This window comes from Streptomyces sp. NPDC044064 (assembly GCF_056434245.1).
On sequence record NZ_JBWKFN010000002.1, the window covers coordinates 1 to 15,790 of the forward strand.

General features: G+C 66.7%; 14 protein-coding genes. 8 read left to right on the forward strand and 6 right to left on the reverse strand.

The features are described 5' to 3' along the window. Positions 1-127: 127 nt before the first annotated feature. Entirely contained in the window at positions 128-1,558 is a 1,431-nt protein-coding gene (locus AC07DS_RS03070) for a family 2B encapsulin nanocompartment shell protein (RefSeq protein ID WP_479142159.1), read from the reverse strand. Between the two features lie 223 nt (positions 1,559-1,781). Continuing rightward, positions 1,782-2,216 carry an ATP-binding protein gene (locus tag AC07DS_RS03075; protein ID WP_479142161.1) on the reverse strand — a complete coding sequence of 145 codons (435 nt, stop codon included), beginning with the start codon at positions 2,214-2,216 and terminating at the stop codon, positions 1,782-1,784. A 129-nt stretch (positions 2,217-2,345) separates the two neighbouring features. Here AC07DS_RS03075 and AC07DS_RS03080 point away from each other — a divergent pair, with 129 nt between their 5' ends. Genes AC07DS_RS03080 through AC07DS_RS03090 form a run of 3 tightly spaced genes read left to right on the forward strand, consistent with a single transcriptional unit; the run spans position 2,346 to position 4,119 of the window. Continuing rightward, complete coding sequence (locus AC07DS_RS03080; RefSeq protein ID WP_479142885.1) at positions 2,346-3,173, forward strand: helix-turn-helix domain-containing protein; 828 nt, start codon at positions 2,346-2,348, stop codon at positions 3,171-3,173. Then, complete coding sequence (locus tag AC07DS_RS03085) at positions 3,170-3,361, forward strand: DUF397 domain-containing protein (RefSeq protein ID WP_336114857.1); 192 nt, start codon at positions 3,170-3,172, stop codon at positions 3,359-3,361. The genes AC07DS_RS03080 and AC07DS_RS03085 overlap by 4 nt, the downstream gene beginning before the upstream one ends. Next, entirely contained in the window at positions 3,358-4,119 is a 762-nt protein-coding gene (locus AC07DS_RS03090) for a hypothetical protein (RefSeq protein ID WP_479142163.1), read from the forward strand. The genes AC07DS_RS03085 and AC07DS_RS03090 overlap by 4 nt, the downstream gene beginning before the upstream one ends. A gap of 52 nt (positions 4,120-4,171) precedes the next feature. Here AC07DS_RS03090 and AC07DS_RS03095 read toward each other — a convergent pair whose 3' ends face one another. Together AC07DS_RS03095 and AC07DS_RS03100 are read right to left on the reverse strand one after the other, a co-directional pair. Next, positions 4,172-4,861 carry an HAD family hydrolase gene (locus tag AC07DS_RS03095; protein ID WP_479142165.1) on the reverse strand — a complete coding sequence of 230 codons (690 nt, stop codon included), beginning with the start codon at positions 4,859-4,861 and terminating at the stop codon, positions 4,172-4,174. A gap of 81 nt (positions 4,862-4,942) precedes the next feature. Beyond that, positions 4,943-5,071, reverse strand: coding sequence for a hypothetical protein (locus AC07DS_RS03100; RefSeq protein ID WP_479142167.1), 129 nt, complete (start codon positions 5,069-5,071; stop codon positions 4,943-4,945). Between the two features lie 152 nt (positions 5,072-5,223). On the opposite strand from AC07DS_RS03100, the gene pyrF reads away from it, so the two are divergent. Both pyrF and AC07DS_RS03110 read left to right on the forward strand, forming a co-directional pair. Further along, positions 5,224-5,922 carry an orotidine-5'-phosphate decarboxylase gene (gene pyrF, locus AC07DS_RS03105; RefSeq protein WP_479142169.1) on the forward strand — a complete coding sequence of 233 codons (699 nt, stop codon included), beginning with the start codon at positions 5,224-5,226 and terminating at the stop codon, positions 5,920-5,922. Then, positions 5,894-6,055 carry a CGNR zinc finger domain-containing protein gene (locus AC07DS_RS03110; protein ID WP_479142171.1) on the forward strand — a complete coding sequence of 54 codons (162 nt, stop codon included), beginning with the start codon at positions 5,894-5,896 and terminating at the stop codon, positions 6,053-6,055. The genes pyrF and AC07DS_RS03110 overlap by 29 nt, the downstream gene beginning before the upstream one ends. A 37-nt stretch (positions 6,056-6,092) precedes the next feature. Here AC07DS_RS03110 and AC07DS_RS03115 read toward each other — a convergent pair whose 3' ends face one another. Continuing rightward, positions 6,093-6,740: a DUF4360 domain-containing protein gene (locus tag AC07DS_RS03115; protein ID WP_479142173.1), complete on the reverse strand. Its 648-nt coding sequence runs from the start codon at positions 6,738-6,740 to the stop codon at positions 6,093-6,095. A gap of 448 nt (positions 6,741-7,188) precedes the next feature. Here AC07DS_RS03115 and AC07DS_RS03120 point away from each other — a divergent pair, with 448 nt between their 5' ends. From AC07DS_RS03120 to AC07DS_RS03130, 3 genes are read left to right on the forward strand one after another with little or no spacing between them, the layout of a single operon-like run. Further along, positions 7,189-7,443 carry a DUF2750 domain-containing protein gene (locus AC07DS_RS03120; protein WP_479142175.1) on the forward strand — a complete coding sequence of 85 codons (255 nt, stop codon included), beginning with the start codon at positions 7,189-7,191 and terminating at the stop codon, positions 7,441-7,443. Beyond that, positions 7,440-7,595, forward strand: a complete 156-nt coding sequence (locus tag AC07DS_RS03125; protein ID WP_479142177.1) for a hypothetical protein — start codon at positions 7,440-7,442, stop codon at positions 7,593-7,595. Before AC07DS_RS03120 ends, AC07DS_RS03125 begins: the two co-directional genes overlap by 4 nt. Further along, on the forward strand, positions 7,592-8,248 hold the full coding sequence (locus tag AC07DS_RS03130; protein ID WP_479142178.1) for a hypothetical protein: 657 nt from the start codon (positions 7,592-7,594) through the stop codon (positions 8,246-8,248). The genes AC07DS_RS03125 and AC07DS_RS03130 overlap by 4 nt, the downstream gene beginning before the upstream one ends. Positions 8,249-8,306: 58 nt before the next feature. On the opposite strand, the gene AC07DS_RS03135 is transcribed toward AC07DS_RS03130, so the two are convergent. Next, complete coding sequence (locus tag AC07DS_RS03135; RefSeq protein WP_479142180.1) at positions 8,307-15,545, reverse strand: polymorphic toxin-type HINT domain-containing protein; 7,239 nt, start codon at positions 15,543-15,545, stop codon at positions 8,307-8,309. Positions 15,546-15,790: the final 245 nt, after the last annotated feature.

A 15,790-nucleotide genomic window follows, 5' to 3' on the forward strand; every position in this document is an offset into this window, starting at 1 on the left:
GCTCCTCCTCACCCCAAAAGCGAAAGGGTGGGGGGGGCTGCCGACCCCCTCTCGATTCCGAAATGCCCGCCGCCCCCCCCGAGGCCCCCCCCCCCGCCGCCCCCCCCCCCCCCCCCCCCCCCCCACGTCAGCTGCCGTTCGTACGGGCGATCTCGACGTTCTCCAGGACACCGAGGGCGTCGGGCACCAGGACCGCGGCCGAGTAGTAGGTGCTGACCAGATAGGAGATGACCGCCTTCTCGTCGATACCCATGAACCGCACGTTCAGGCCCGGCTCCACCTCGTCCGGGATCCCGGTCTGGTACAGGCCGATGACACCCTGGTCGGCCTCGCCGGTACGCATGGCGATGATCGACGACGTGCCCTGCTCACTGACCGGGATCTTGCTGCACGGCAGCAGCGGCACCCCGCGCCAGGCGGGCAGGTGGTTGCCGTGCAGCTCGATGCCGCCGAAGTAGAGGCCCCGCTTGTTGCACTGGCGACCGAACGCGGCGATCGCCTTGGGGTGGGCGAGGAAGCAGCGGGTCTTGCGCCGCATGCTCAGCAGCTCGTCCATGTCGTCCGGGGTCGGTGGGCCCGAGTACGTGGAGATCCGCTGGTCGTAGTCGGCGTTGCGGAGCAGGCCGAACTCCTCGTTGTTGATCAGCTCGTGCTCCTGCCGCTCCCGCAGCGCCTCGACGGTGAGCCGCAACTGCTGCTGCGTCTGGTTCATCGGCTCGTTGTAGAGGTCGGCGACCCTGCTGTGCACCCGCAGCACGGTCTGCGCCACGCTCAACTCGTACTCGCGCGGGGCGAGTTCGTAGTCGGCGAAGGTCTGCGGCAGGGCCTCCTCGCCGACGTGTCCCGAGCAGAGCTCGATCACCGCCTCGCCCGACCGGTTCACCTTGCGGTGACCGTCGGAGCTGATCTGCTGCACATGCCTGCGCAGCGCCTCGTGCCGCTCCGCCACCGCCTTGTACGCCGTCATCGGCAGCGCGAGCAACGTGGTGACCGTCGCCGCTCGGGCCGTGAACTCCCATTTCCCGTCCTGCCCGGCCAGCACCTGACCGCCGAAGGTGTCCCCGTCGGCCATCAGCCCGAGCACGGACTCGTCCCCGTACGGCCCCTCGGCGATCTTCTCGACCTTGCCGTGCGCGATCAGGTACACGTGATCGGCCTTGCGGCCCGCCTGGGCGATGACCTGGCCCGGCGTGAAGTCCTTCTGCACGAACCTGTCGGCCAGCGCGCCGAGCACGCCGGTGTCCGAGAAGCCGCGCAGCAGCGGCAGTTCGCCCAGTTCGGCGGGGACCACCTGCACCTTCGAGCCGGTCTTCACGAACGACACCCGGCCGTCCCCCACGGTGAACGACAGGCGGCGGTTGACCCGGTAGGTCGCACCGGGCACGTTCACCCAGGGCAGCATGCGGGAGGCCCAGCGCGAGCTGATGCCCTGCATCTGTGGTTCGGACTTGGTGGTGGTGGCGAGATTGCGCGCCGCCGCGGTGCTGAGGCTCTGCTGCTCCCGCTGCTGGGGCGACTCCGCGCCCGCATCCGGTGCTGCCGTCGTCTCGAGTGGCATGACTCTCCCTCGTATCCCGTGGCACATGAGAGTGCGACGACGTGACGTCGTCACGCTGCGTACACAGTGCTACCAGAGTGGTCGTCACGTTGAGTAAGCAAAACGGACGGCGCGCGAGGGGAGTCCCACTCGCAACTCACGCCCCCACGCGCCCCGAACGGCCGGAATCGCTGCTCAGATCACCTGCCGGTCAACGTCGAACCACCGACCACTCGCGCGAGGGTCAAGCACGCAAAGTATTCGACTTCCGCCGGGGCAACGGCAGGTCGACCTCGGCCCGCACGGTCTTCCCCGGCGGGTCACGGTCCACGACGTCCCACCGATCCGCCAACGCGTCGACCAGCACGAGCCCACGCCCCGCCTCGGCAAGCAGCGGGGGCTCGCACACGTCCCGAGGGCCGGGCGGGCGGCGTTCGGCGCGCGTGTCGGTCACCTCGACCCGCACCCGCCCGGGAAGCAGGGAGAGCCGCAGCTCGAAGTCCCGACCGGGCACGCGCCCGTGGATCACGGCATTGGCGGCCAACTCGGCGACGATCCCCGCCACCGCGTCGGCGGCGTCGGTGCCGTGCGGGATCCCCCAGGCGTCGAGTTGAGCGAGGGCGAGGTGCCTGGCCAGGCGGGCGCCGCGGGGAGTCGGGCTGAGGCGTTGGGTGAGCATGAGCCCAATGTGGGGCGCGCGAGCCGGGCTTCACCAGGTACGGCGCGCGTACGCTCCGCGAGCGTACGCGGTTACGGACTGGACAGTACCGGTGACTGGCCGTGACCATGGGCCCGGGAGGTGACCGCGGTGGTCGACGGGCGGGTGGGCGAGCCGGAGTCTTCGGACAGCATGCGGACGTTCGGGGCGGTGGTGCAGGCGCTTCGCGAGTATCACCGGCTGAGCAGGGAGGAGTTCGGCCGGCATGTGGGGTTCTCCAAACACACGGTGGCGTCGGTGGAGTTGGGGAGGCGGATGCCGGATGTGGGGTTCGTGGAGGCGGCGGAGAGGGTCCTGGGCAACACCGGGGCGCTGAAGAAGGCGGCGGGGTGCCTGGAGCGACAGGCGGGGTTGGCGGCCTGGTTCCGGCGGTGGGCCGGGCTGGAGAAACTGGCGATCACTCTCTACACGTACGAATGCCGGATGATTCCGGGGCTGTTGCAGACGGAGGCATACGCACGGACGCTGTTCACCCAGCAGCTGCCTCCGCTGGACGACGACCAGATCGAGGCTCAGTGGGCGGCTCGATCGGATCGTCAGCAGTTACTGCGCAACCGGGCCAACACGGCGTTCGGCTTCATCCTGGAGGAGCACCTGTTTCGGCGCCGGACGGGCGGACGGGACGTCACGCGTGAACTCATCGACCACGTGCTGGATCTCGCCGCTCTCCGCAACGTGGAGATCCAGATCATGCCGACGGCGCGTGAGTCGCACGCGGGACTCGACGGCTCGATGCAACTGCTGGAGACCCCCGACAACAAATGGTTCGCCTACTGCGAGGGACAGCGAGGCGGCCTGCTGGTTTCCGACGCGAAAGAGGTCAGCATCCTCCAGCGGCGATATGCCAGGATGCGCTCACAGGCTCTCACGCTGGAAGACTCCCGGAGCCTGTTGCAGCGGATGCGAGGGGACTTATGAGCACCACTGAACTGACTTGGTTCAAGAGCAGCTACAGCAGCGGCGGCGACGGCGACTGCGTCGAGGTAGCCCACACCCCCGCCACCATCCACGTCCGCGACTCGAAGGACAAGCAGGGCCCCCAGCTGGCCCTCTCCCCCACCACCTGGGCCGGCTTCCTCACCTACGCCGCGCAGCGCCCCGCATGACCGTGAACACGGCGCTCGCCGACATACTCGACCGCGGTGCCGCCGCGACGGAGCCGGACCAGCTGCTCGCCGCCCTCGCCGATCATGGCGTCTTCGTGCCCGTGCAGGCGAACGGGTCGGTGATGTTCCTGCGGAACGAGGACGGCAGCCCCCTGCTCCCCGGCTACGTCAGCGACGCGTGCCGTGCCGAACGGCTCCCGCAGGCCTTGGGCGCGGTCCACTGCGACGCCCTGCGGCTGATGGACATCGCCCAGCAGACCGGCGTCGGCGTCCTCGGGCTCTTCTCCACCGCCGAATGGGCCCGCGTGCCGATGCCGTTGCTGTACCGGACCATGCGTGAACGCGGTCAGCGATCCGGGGGTGAGCAGCTGAAGCTCACCTGGTCCACCCATCCGGTGGCGCGGGCCCTGCGGGACGCGGCGGCCCGCCGCATCCGGGAGTTCCCGGCGGTCCGCACGGTCTGGGTGTCGCAGGCGCGACGTGTCGACACCGGCATGGAGCACCTGATGCTGCACATGGCCGTGGACGAGCCGCTGCCGTCGGCCTCCGCGCACCGCATGATGGAGACCCTGATGGCCGAGGACGTGGTGCTCGGCGAAGGCAGCCCCCAGGTGGCCCTGCTCCCGCTCAACACCACCGAACACGCGGCCACGATCGCCGAGTTGGAGCGCATGGGCCTGGACACCGTACGGTCCGACCCGGCCACCGGACGCGTCGAGGTGGTGTCCCGCGAGTACGACGCCCCGAACGCGACCTAGACCCGCGCTTCGCGGCCCGGGCCCTGGTGATCCCCCAGGGCTTCCGGCTCGTCTACGGCGCACTCGCGGCAGCCGCATGGCCACGCCCCAGCTCCCTGGCCCACTCCTGCAATTCGGGCTCGGCCAGGCTGGTGCCCAGCCAGTCGTGGTCGAGGTCGAGTCCTGGAAGCGACGGTACGACCGCGACGTAGAACCCCGCAGCACGCGCCGAGGCGATGCCCGTGGCCGAGTCCTCGAAGGCGACGGACCGCTTCGGGGTCGCACCGAGCGTTTCGCATGCTGTGAGGTAGAGCTCTGGTGCGGGTTTGGGTGAACGTACCTCGTCAGCGGCGAACGAGTAGGTGAAGCAGTCGGCGAGACCGGCCGACCACAGTGCCGCGTCCAGCAGTTCCCGGGGGCTGTTGCTGGCTACGGCGATCGGCACGGCCGCACGGCAGGCGCGCACCAGTTCTGCCGCCCCGGGGAGGGCTTTGGCCCCTTGGGAAAGCTCCTTGCGGACTCCTTCGAGGAGCTCGGCGGCGAGTTCGGCCCCGGCGTCGGGGCATCCGAGGTATTGGGCCATGGCTTCCCCGGCGGCCTCCACGGTTCGGCCGATGACGAGGGCTTTCTGTTCGGGACCGAAGGGATGGCCGTGCGCGGCAAAGATGGCCGTTTCCGCAACGGTCCAGCACGCTTCGGTGTTGACCAGCAAGCCGTCGCAGTCGAAGACCACCGCCTCGGTGCTGGTGGGGAGCGCGTACATGCAGATGCCCTTTCGCCTCGGGTGACGTGAGGTTGCCCGTGCGGCGACCCCCGGTGGCCCTGCGGTGCGTCGACAGCTGCCTCACTGCCCGAGCGCGAGCCGGATGCCGGAGGCGGCGATGACCGTGCCGGCGATGCGGTCGAGGCAGCAGCGGGCCGACGGCCGTTGCAGAACGCTCTCGGAGCACGTGCGCGAATGCAGGGTGATCACGACCGGTCACCCTAGGCCGGAGACCGGAGAACGTCCATGATCCTGCCCGAAATCGGGCAGATGCGGCGACATTCAGCTTGTTCTTGCGGATCAGAACTCACAGGTCGCGCGCTCAGGACTGCATGGTTGACCCCACAGACCACAATGGCGACATGGAGCCGACCAGTCAGATCATCGTCGCTTTGGACTGCGACAACCGCGCGGCCGCCCAGGGCATCGTCGATCAACTGGGCGACGATTGCCGCTTCTACAAAGTCGGACTGGAGCTACTGACAGCGGCTGGGCCCGAGTTCATCAAGCACCTCGTCGCCCAGGGCAAAGAAGTGTTCCTGGACCTCAAGCTCTTCGAGATCCCGAACTCCGTCGCCGGTGCCGTGCGTGCGGCCGGAGCCCTCGGCGTCCGCATGGTGACCGTGCACAGCATGGGAGGCGCGGGCATCATGGCCGCCGCTGTTGATGCGGCCCGCGACTTCCCGGAGCTTCACGTCCTCGCTCTGACCGTCGTCACCAGCATGACCGACTCCGATCTCGCCGACATCGGTGTCGGTGTTTCCACTGAGAGCCAGGTGCTCCGATTGGCCGGCCTGGCCAAGCAAGCGGGATGCCATGGCGTGATCGCCTCACCACAGGAAGTCTCGACCTTGCGGGGACTGCTGGGTGGCGATGCTTTGATCGTCACCCCTGGGGTTGCTCTGCCCGGTGACTCTCCCGGTGAGCACGCCCGGCCCGGCACACCAGGGGCTGCCGTTGCCGCGGGCGCCTCACATGTCGTCGTAGGACGGACGGTCACACGCGCCACGGACCCGGCATCCGCATTCCGCCTTGTCCAGGGCAACCTGCAGCCGCATTAGCGGAGCTCGCTGCCGACGGCGCTACTCCCTCAAGACGCACGGCCGCCAGGAGTGGTGCAAGCCGTCCTGCGGCAACCGCGCCCGCGCCGCCCGGCACCACCAGCGTCACCGCGCCTCCGAGACGCGCACGTGAGCACTGGCCGGGCGACGCGGTCACACGTCACACCCGGTTACGAGCCCGGGCAGTGCTTCCACGCGAAGTGGTACACCGTGCTGATGTCCCCGTCGGTCGAGTCCATCGTCATGAAGCTGACCTTGCTCGGCGAGCTGCCCGCCGACACCCGCAGCTCGGTGTTGATGTTGAAGTTGCGCAGCACCCCACAGGGAGCCCAGACCAACTGGGACCAGTCGGTGCTGTCGGTGGCCTGCCAGTCGTCGTTGTAGGGGCCGCCGAACGGGTGGGTCTTGGCCGCGGTGTTCGGCGAGCCCTGGAAGTAGTACGACGCCTTCTGCGTGCCCGTCGCGCCCGACTGGAGCGAGAGGAAGCCCCGGTAGTCCGCACTGGCGACGGCGTAGGTGAAGCCCTGCGGGACGTGCACGACGAGGTTGAGCTGGCAGTTCTTGCGGAAGGCCGTGGGATCGGAGTTGCCGCCGGCCTGGGCGAGGTAGTTGCTGTAGGTCACCGTGAAGGCGGTGTTGTCCGGGGAGACGGCCACGGCGGCCGTGCCCGCGGGACAGCCGGAGCCGTTCACCGTGGCGACGTCGATGACGATCTTGTCCGGGGGCGGGTCGTCGAAGACGGGGGAAGAGCTGGAAGCAGGTATCGCGGTGGTGAGAAGAGCGGCTACGGCGCCGCTCAGGAGGAGTCCACCAGCCATCGTTTCTCCAGTTGTCGAGTGGGGGGTTTCAGCCTCCGCCCATCCGTTCAATCTTGAAGAAACTGTGTGGAACCTGTGAAGGAGGGGGAGGCGAGGGAATCGTAGGAAGCCCCGCTCCACCTCGGCAGGGCGAACTCCGGCCATTCACTTCGGGGTTTTCACGCCCTCGCCCCGCTCCCGTTCCGCCACCCCGTACCGCAGGCACGCGCCCTGATCGAGCTCGCGCAAGTGCTCCGGCCCAGAGTCGATGCAAGGCGACGTACACCCCGACAGCACTGACAAACCTCCGCGAGGAGGAACTGCCACACAACGCCACCCGGAGCGTCAAGGCCGGACTGAAGCACAGCAGGTCTTCCACGCGGCCAAGAGCAATCAGCACCAGAACGGCACCACGTGCTACCGCAGGGATCGTTCCCACGCACCGCACCAACGCCAGGCTCACGTGGTCATGAGTCAGAGTGGTTCGCAGGCAGCAGCATTCTTCCGAGACGTCAGCGAGGGCGAAGTGGTCTGGCTTGTCCGGGATGACCATGGAAGCCCGGCTCCCCTCTCCGCGGACGGCACGCGAAGTCTTCCCTTCTGGTCGCCCTCGGCCCGCGCCGAGCGCGCGGCGAAGATCTCGGGGCATGGGTTACGAGTTGAATCCATGCCCCTGCCTGGCGCAATCATGGCCTGCCTGATGCCGCCCAGGAAGGATTCATGATCGGCACCAACTGGAGCGGGCCGCGCCTCGTCAGCTGGAGCTTCACCCCAATGGAAGTTCTCAACCGGCTGGCGACGGCTAACCTATCCACAGGCGGCACAGGGAAGTCGTCATTTCCGGAAACCGGCCTCTTGATACAATTCGCCTTATGATCGATCCGATGCAAATCGATTTGCCTGCATTCCTCCGCAATTGGCACGGGCCTTCCGATGCGCCCGTTACACCACTGGCTCCGAGTTACTCCTGGCTTCCAGACCCTCTCAGAGAATGGCACGAACTCTCCTCACAATGGTCCACACCACTAATTACACTCAAGGAAATGTTTACACCGGATCAAATTCAGCCCGGACGCGGTACAGCTATCTTCATGCAGGATTATGGGGATCAAGCATGGGCCTTTGAGGTCAATGAGCCATCGGTCGTCCTCGAAGGCCAGCCGGATGGATCATGGAGAAGGTCAGCGGAGGACCTCTCCGAGTTCCTTGTCCATAACGCAATGCATGAATCCGCCTACAGCACCTCCTTTTGGCGCGCATGCAACGATGTCCCAGATTCACGACTTCCTGAGATCCTGGCAACGCTGGAGCAAGTCTCATTCGGCGGCTGGCTCTGGCCGCGGCCAGGGCATCAAATCTTTCTTGGTGAAGGGCTCATCGCGAATGTTGGCCCCGCAATGGAAGATCGGGCCCCTTGGGGGAATAAGCCGGGATATACGGAAGTCCAGATCGGCGCAATCGATGCCATGCACCTTGATTACTTGGATGGAATGCGCGATATCAGATGGATGAGGTCGATTTCCGCATAGTAGTGAGACGAGCCTGGGGGTACGGTGATAGGTCACCGTACCCCCAGGCTCATTTTACCTAGTCAGGAATTCCTCTATATGTCACAGTTGTCGTACCCCCGCCGGGTCTGCCATAGGTGACGTGAAGCGTGGCTCCGGATGGAAGCATGGTCGGCAAGCTCGAGCGGCACGCCCCGCACGGAGGCTTGTTGTCAGCGATAAATAGATGACCATTCGCTGATCCCATCCTCCTCATCTCTGCTGCTGCCTGAGCTTCCAAGTGGTGAAAATTCGTAGTGCTAGCACCGGGCGGCCGGACGTAGTTTGGCGTCAAGTTACCAGCCCCACTGGACAGTGGCATCCAATCGTCAACGTATTCATCGAGGAATAGTGCACCAGAGAGATTGCCGGCTTTCTTTCCGAATACACCGCGGGCTTCCTGAGCAGCTGCGAGACCACCCTGGAGGCAGTTGCTGTTGTGAACGAGAACCGGCGTCTCGCCCGCCAGCACATAGTACGCATGCAGGTCTTCAACCGTGAGGTTGTACGTGCGCGTCCGCGCCGAGAACGCCCGGTTCGCCGTGACTTCGACGGTTGAGCCATCCGGCTCGCGCAGATGCATGCCGGCTGCGAGGTCGCCCGCTCTGACCCACTGACCGAGTTCCGGGACCCAGAACGGGTGTTCGTGGGTGGCCGTGAGCTTGCGTTCGCCCGTGGGCGTTTTGATGGTGAGTTCGTCGAAGTGTTTGTCGTGGTCGTTGACGATCAGGCGGGTGACCTTGTGCGGACCGGTCTCTCCTGTCTCGGGGTCCGTGGCCAGCACTTCGTCGCCGACCTTCATGTCCTCGATATTCTTCGAGGACTTATCCGCCAAGAGGACCTTGGTACCAGCGAGGAAGCAGTTGCAGCCACCGAGCCTCTCGCGCAGACGCAACCCGCCGACCCCGACGCCTCCCGGGCCTTCCCCGCCGTCCGCGGCGAGGGTGATCCCGGCCGCAATGGCTGCGCCTTCGCCATAGCTGAGCCCCGCAGGGCACTTCCTGCCGACCGCCAGGCAAGCGGCGCCCTTCGCGTTGTTGACGTTCGACGCGTTCGAGGGGAAGGACTGGTCGGTGCAGCCGTCGCGTCCGTACAGGTCGCAGAGGAAGTCGAGCTTTTTGTAGAACGCGTTGATGTACGCGGGCGCCTTGCTCCAATTGGCTCTCACCTTGACGGTGGGGTAGACGGATATGTATCCGTCGCCGTCGTAGTCGTACTGGGCGGTGCCTTCGTCCTTCCAGGTGGCACTGGGGCGCTCGCCTGTGGCGTCGCGTACGCAGCCGCCGCGTTTGGTGCAGGGTGCCGTGCCGCCGGATTCCGCGTCCAGGATCAGACCGGTCGGGTCCGACTTGGAGACCGGGCTGTTGTTGCTGTAGGCGTACCCGTTCATCTGGAGCGGGTCCGTGATGTCGATGATCGGGTCGGCGGAGAGGAAGCGACCGCTGTTCTGGTCGTACTCGCGGGCGCCGAGGTGCGTCAGGCCGGTCGTCGAGTCATCGATGCCGACGCCCAAGTAGCCACGTTTGTTAGGCCAGTTCGACGGCTTCGGTCCGCGGAGTTCGCCGTAGGGCTTGAAGGCTCGGCGTGTCACAGGTTGCGTGCTGGACAGTTGGACGGTCGTGTTCGCCGTGCCGAGGTTGTCCGCGATGAGGACGTTGAGCTGGTGGCCCGTCGTTGAGCCGTTGCTCGTCGTGCGCGCCACCGTCGGTGCGCCGGCCTGGGGGTAGGAGCGTGAAGCCCGGGTGATGGTGCCTGTCGCGTTCGTCGTCAGTTCCGTCTCGCCCAGGTACAGAGTGGACCCGGACGAGGAGTTCTCCAGCAGACGGTTGCCTGCGGCGTCGTAGACGTATGTCGTCTTCTTGCCGTCGACGGTGATGGAGTCGAGCTTGTTCTCCGGGGACCACTCAAGGGTTTGGGTGGTGTTGGAGAGGTCGCGGACGTGGGTGTTGCCGGTGTCGTCGTAGGTGTAGGCGCTGCCCTTGCCCGACGGAGTGGAGCTGATGCTCGTGACCGTGTGCGGCTGCTTCGTGTAGGACGGGGTGGTTCCGTTTCCAGTGACCGTCTTGCCGTAGCCGTAGGTGTAGGAGACGTTCTTGGTCGCGTCCGCTGTGTCGTGCTCGGTCATGGCGGCGCGGTTGCCGAGCCAGTCGAAGGTGAAGGACTGGCGGTAGGCGGTGGCGCCGGTGGAGACCGTGGTGGTGTCGGGGGCTGTGTTCGCAAGGCCCGTGGACAGGGCGGTGTCAGGACTGGTGGTATCGCCGGCCTCGTCCGGGGCGTCGGCGACAGGCCCGGAGGAGGAGGCGTAGTCGTCTCGGTAGCCCCAGGAGGTGCCGCCCACCGCCTTGCAACCGGTGCCGTTGCGGCCGGGGGTGACGGTCGACGTCCAGGCGTGGAGCAGCTCACCCAGGACGTCGTAGGTGAAGCACTGGGTGTCCCAGGTGTCACCGGTTGCCTCGCTGAGCTTGCGGGCGTTGGAGGTGACGGTGCCAGAGACGTCGTAGGAGTAGTAGCTGTCGGTGGTGTGCCGGGGGCCGACGCTCTCCAGGTCGGTGACCGTGCGCTGGAGGCGACCCGTGTGCGGGTCGACGAAGTTGGTTGTCCAGACGCGGGACGGCTGGGACCCGGAGACGGTACGCAGGGGCTCGCCGTAGGGCGAGTAGGTGGCGTCGGCGGTGTACCAGGTCAGGCCGGAAGTCGACTCGGGGAGGCCGTCGGAGTTGTAGCGGGTGACGACCTTTTCCTTGGCCAGACCACCCACAGCGGGCAACGTGACCGACTGCTGCTTGCCAGTGGGTGTGTAGGTGTAGGCGTAGGCGTAGGTGCCGTCCAATCCAGTGGTCATTGAGTTGGACGGGATGACCGTCTCGGTGCCGGTGGGGTTGTAGTCGGCGTCGTACCCGGTGACTCGGGTTTTGTAGTCGCCGCCGTCCGTGTGCCGGGTGGAGCTTCCCGGCTTGCCGATTCCCCCGGGTGCGTCGTCGTAGCTGTACTCCGTGACCGGGGAGGATGTGGCGGAGCCCTGACGGACGTACTTCACGCGGCCGAGCAGGTCATACTCGGTGAAGGTCTCCTGCTGACGGGCGTTCTTGGTGTGGTTGGGGCGGTCTGCCTCGTCGTACGAGGTGTACGTGGTGCCCGTGTCGGGGTCGGTGGAGGAGGTGAGTCGGCCCCGGGCGTCGTAGGTGTAGGACCAGACGTCGCCCGCGGGGTCGGTGACCGTGCTGCGGTTGCCTCGTGCGTCGTAGTCGTACCGCGTCGAGCGGCCGGCAGTGGCGTCGGAGGCCTCCTGGGTGTAGTGCTTGATGGAGGTGACGCGTCCGAGCGCGTCGTAGTACGTGCGGGTGGTGGGGATGGTCGAACCCGCAGCGTTCACCCAGGTGCTGGTGAAGCTGTAGCTGGTGTAGGTCGCGTATTTGTAGTCGCCGTCGTTGTAGACGGAGGCGCGGACTTCGCGTTCCACGCCGTCGTAGCGGTGTTTGACGTAGCTGGGGATCGACGCCTTGGAGCGGGGAGCGAACAGCTGGGTGTCCGGTTCACCCTTAGCGAGGTAGCCGCTCGTCTGCTCGTCGGCCAAGCCGTGGTCGTCGTATGTCGTGTCGGCGATGATGCGGCCGGGACCGTGGGCCTCGGACTGCGTCTGGACCTCGCGCATGAGGCCGTCGTAGAGGGTGACCTGGCTGGCGTAGGTGCCGTCGTCCTTGAGTGTCTCGACCGTGACGGCGGCCGGCCGGCTCTCCTTGCTCGTGGCGGTGGCCGGCTGGTAGTCGATCGCGACGTTCGGGGACTTGCCACCTGACGACCGAGAACCTGACCAGCCCTTGGTAAGGCGGCCGAGGGCGTCGTACTCGTTGCGGGTGACTCTGCCGTTGGGGTCAGTGACGGTGAGCGGGAGGCCACGGCCGGGATCGAACGTCGTCCTGGTGGCCTGCTCCTTGGCGTTGGTCACCTTCGTCTCGGTGACCGGACCGCCCGCTTCGGGGGTGTACTGCGTCTGGACCGTTCCCTCGCCCGGCTTCGTGACCGTGCGTACGCGGCCGAGGTCGTCGTAAGTCGTGTTGGTGACGACGGAGTAGGAGGTGCCGGCCCCGTTGATCTCGGCCACGGACGTGGCCCGGCCCTTGGTCGGTGTCGCTTCGTGGGCGAGGTTGTCGTAGCTGATCTGCTGCGCCGACTTCAGTTGAGTGGCCGGATCGGCTTTCGCGTAGCCGGCGCACGACGTGCCGGTGGTGCGCTCTTCCTTGGGCAGACCGATCAACCAGGCCGTCGTGTTGTGAACGTACGTCGTCACCGTGCAGGTCTGGTCGGACAGGGTCTCGCCGCTGCCGCTGGGTTGCACGACGGCCGTCTCGACCTGGATGGGCAGGCCATAGGTCTCGTCAACCGTGGTGAGCGTGCGGACAGCACGCCAGCCGCCGTCGTCAACGGTTTGGATGTCGTCCGTACGCTTGATGCCCGTGCGGTGGGCAAGGAGCGGATCCCCGTCGGTCCCGTCCTCGTTCTCCCGGGCGCGGGACGCGGTCTGCTTGGACCAGGGGAAGTTCAGCGTACGCCGCAGGACGGGGCCCGTGGAGTCACGGTAGGTGATGCTCTCCGCAGTCGTACCCGCGTACTGCGGCGCGTCGTCCGCGAGCAGCGTGTACTTGCCGGTGGAGTCCTTGACCTCGGCGCCTGTGCCTTGGAAGTAGCGGGTGACCGAGTACGACTGGGGATTGACGTCACCCTGCCCGGAGACGGTCTTGCTGCCCTTGGTTACCGACACCTGCCGGTAGCCGCGCCAGTCGCTGTAGGTGCGCAGAGCCGGGCGGGTGAACTCGTCGTCGCTCTTGGACCAGGCCGAGCCCTCATACGCGTACTTGGTGACCACGGGCTTGCCGTGCGAGGTGACCTTGTCGGTCTCGATGACGGAGGCGACGACGTACTTGTTGAACCATGCCTTGGCGGGGGTCTTCTCGTCGCCGTCCGGCGACCAGCGGACCGGGTAGCAGGTGCCGTTGCCCTTGCCCTTGTCATCCGCGGGTTCCGTCCGGCAGCCGCCGGTGTACTCGACCTCGATGTCGCCGCCGTACTCGGTGGAGACGGTGCCGATGCGGGGGCGGGTGAAGCCGGGGCGCTGGTCGTTCTTGCCCGAGCTCACCAGGTTCGGGAGTTGCCGGTCCTTGAGCCAGGTCTTCAGGGGCGAGGTGGAGCCGACGGTGTACTGGGCGAAGCTGATGCCGTCCTGGGACTGAAGGGTGCCGGTGGTGTCACCAGGGCCGTAGCCGGTGCGGGTGATCGAGTTCAGCCACAGCCCGGGGGAGGTGTCGTACCAGTCCGCCGGGAAAGACTGGTGCAAGGCGTACACGTCCACCTTGCCCAGGCCCTGTTGTCCGGCGCGGGCCGCCTTCGTGGTCACCCTGTCCAGGCGCATCTGCGTCCAGAAGGATGGGAAGGCCGGGCACAGCTTGGACGTGGACTTGCAGTTGAGGTTACCGGGGGTGTCCCACCAAGGCCGATAGGCGCCCGGGTCACTCGTCTTGTCGAAGTTGTCGGCAGCGCATGCGGTCGATGACTTCAGGCAGCGCTGTTCGGCACCGAACTCGACGACGGCGGACGGCTTGGTGAGGCTGTCCGGGCGCATGCCGTACTCGATGGTGGTCGGGTACTGCGCACGGTCGTACTGCTCTGGCGACTTGTACTTCTTGCGGACGGCGTAGTAGTTCGTTTCCTGCTTGTAGTTGACGATCATGACGTTGCCGTTGACGTCGATGACCTTGTCCAGGCCCCAGCGCCACGCCTGCTGCTTGCCCGAACCGCAGCGGGAGTCCGCGAAAAAGTCGGCGTGACAGGGCTCGCCGGGGTGGTTGCCGAAGACGGGGACGGTGGAAACGGATTTGGTGTCGGCGTGGCCGCCGCCGACCTGGTTGAGGCCGTAGTAGTACTGGGTGCCGTCGGGGGTGGTGACCACCCAGTACTCGCCGTTGTTGTCGTCGTTGCTGCCGCCGACGCGGTGCTCGATGCGGGTGCCGTCGTCCTGCTGGGGCCGGTAGAACTCGCTGTCCTTCTCCGGATCGCTGCCGGAGCCCGCATCGCGGACCAGTTCCGTGGTCTTTCCGGCCAGGGACATCACGGCGTTGTACGAGACCCAGCACAGGTCGGTGGTCTTGTCCTTCTTGGCCGTGTTGTTGGGGGTGCCCGCGTTCAGCTTCTTGCGGTCGTCCTGGCAGGAGCGGTAACGGCGCTCGATGTAGCCGGGGTCGTAGGACCAGCCCTCACCGATCCACGAGGACTGCCCGGAGGACACGACCGTACGCCCGTCGACCGACTGCGAGTTGTAGTTGAACGAGATCGCGGGCGCGGGTCCGGCGGGCGGGCTCGGCACGGTGAGCGGGTAGGACCAAGTGAACGCGCCGGACGATCCTCCCGCCTCCCACTTGCCGTCCGAGGCGAGCGGCGTCGCCTTGAAGCTGCCGCCGGCACCACCGCCGGAGTCCATAGCAGCGACGACCGCGGTACCGGGGCCTGCCGCCACGGGAGTCGCCGAGGTGGTCCTGCGGTAGGCCGCCCGGACCACGCCGGAACGCTCGGAGCGTGTGGAATCGGCGGAGGCCGGTGTCACCGCGGGGTCGGTCGCCGGGTCGACGGTGGCGGTCAGGGATTTCGACGCCGTGTCGTTGGTGGTGTCCAACTCCTCGTACTGCTGGCACGCTTCGTCGTCCGGCGTCGTCAGATAGCAGTCGGGAAACTGGACGAGCCGCAGCCGCGAAGCCCAGTCGGCGCCGTAGAGGCTCTTGAACTTGGAGTAGTCCAACTTCACCGACACCGGCACGGAGCCGGCGTCGGGGGCCTGCACCACCATGACGGCGCCGTCCACTCCCTGGCTCACGGCTGCTGTGCGGTCGGGAATGGAGACCTGCCAAGTACCGGTGGGGGCCGGCTGGTCCGGGGCCTGGCCCAGGCTCACGGGGAGAGTGCCGACGGGGCTGAAAGCCGCCTGGTCGGCCGCCGCGGTGGTCGAGTGCGCCGAGGCCGTCGTGGCCGTGGAACCGAAGGTGACCGAACCAGAGAGATTCGACGGCGGAGAGACGGTGTTCGCGGCGGCGGACAGTTGTTCCGTGGGTATCTCCGCGCGGAGACTGGCCACCTTGGGCTTGGCCTCATGGCCCGATACTGGCTGATCGCGTTCCAGTGCCTCGAGGTCCACCGACTCTCGCCCGACCTCCGCCTTCGCCGGGTCCGGCGGCAAGGCCATGGCCTGAGCAGGCAGCAGACCGATCAGCAGGGCCGCCGCAGTGACAGGCACAGCGGCCCGTGCGAGGCGACGCTTACGGGCCGGCAAGAGACGATCGAACACGACGAGGTCCCCCCGGACCACTTGAAGCGGGACCGGAGTTGGGCCACGCGTGACGATGTATCAAACAGCGAAGATTCTGTGATCAACCTGTGAGTAAACGCCAGGGGCGAGGGGGCGATGTGAGGGTAGTCACGGTGCGTAACGACTCGCTACAGAGCGAATACGGCCTGAACGGAGGAAAGCCCTTGAGGCGG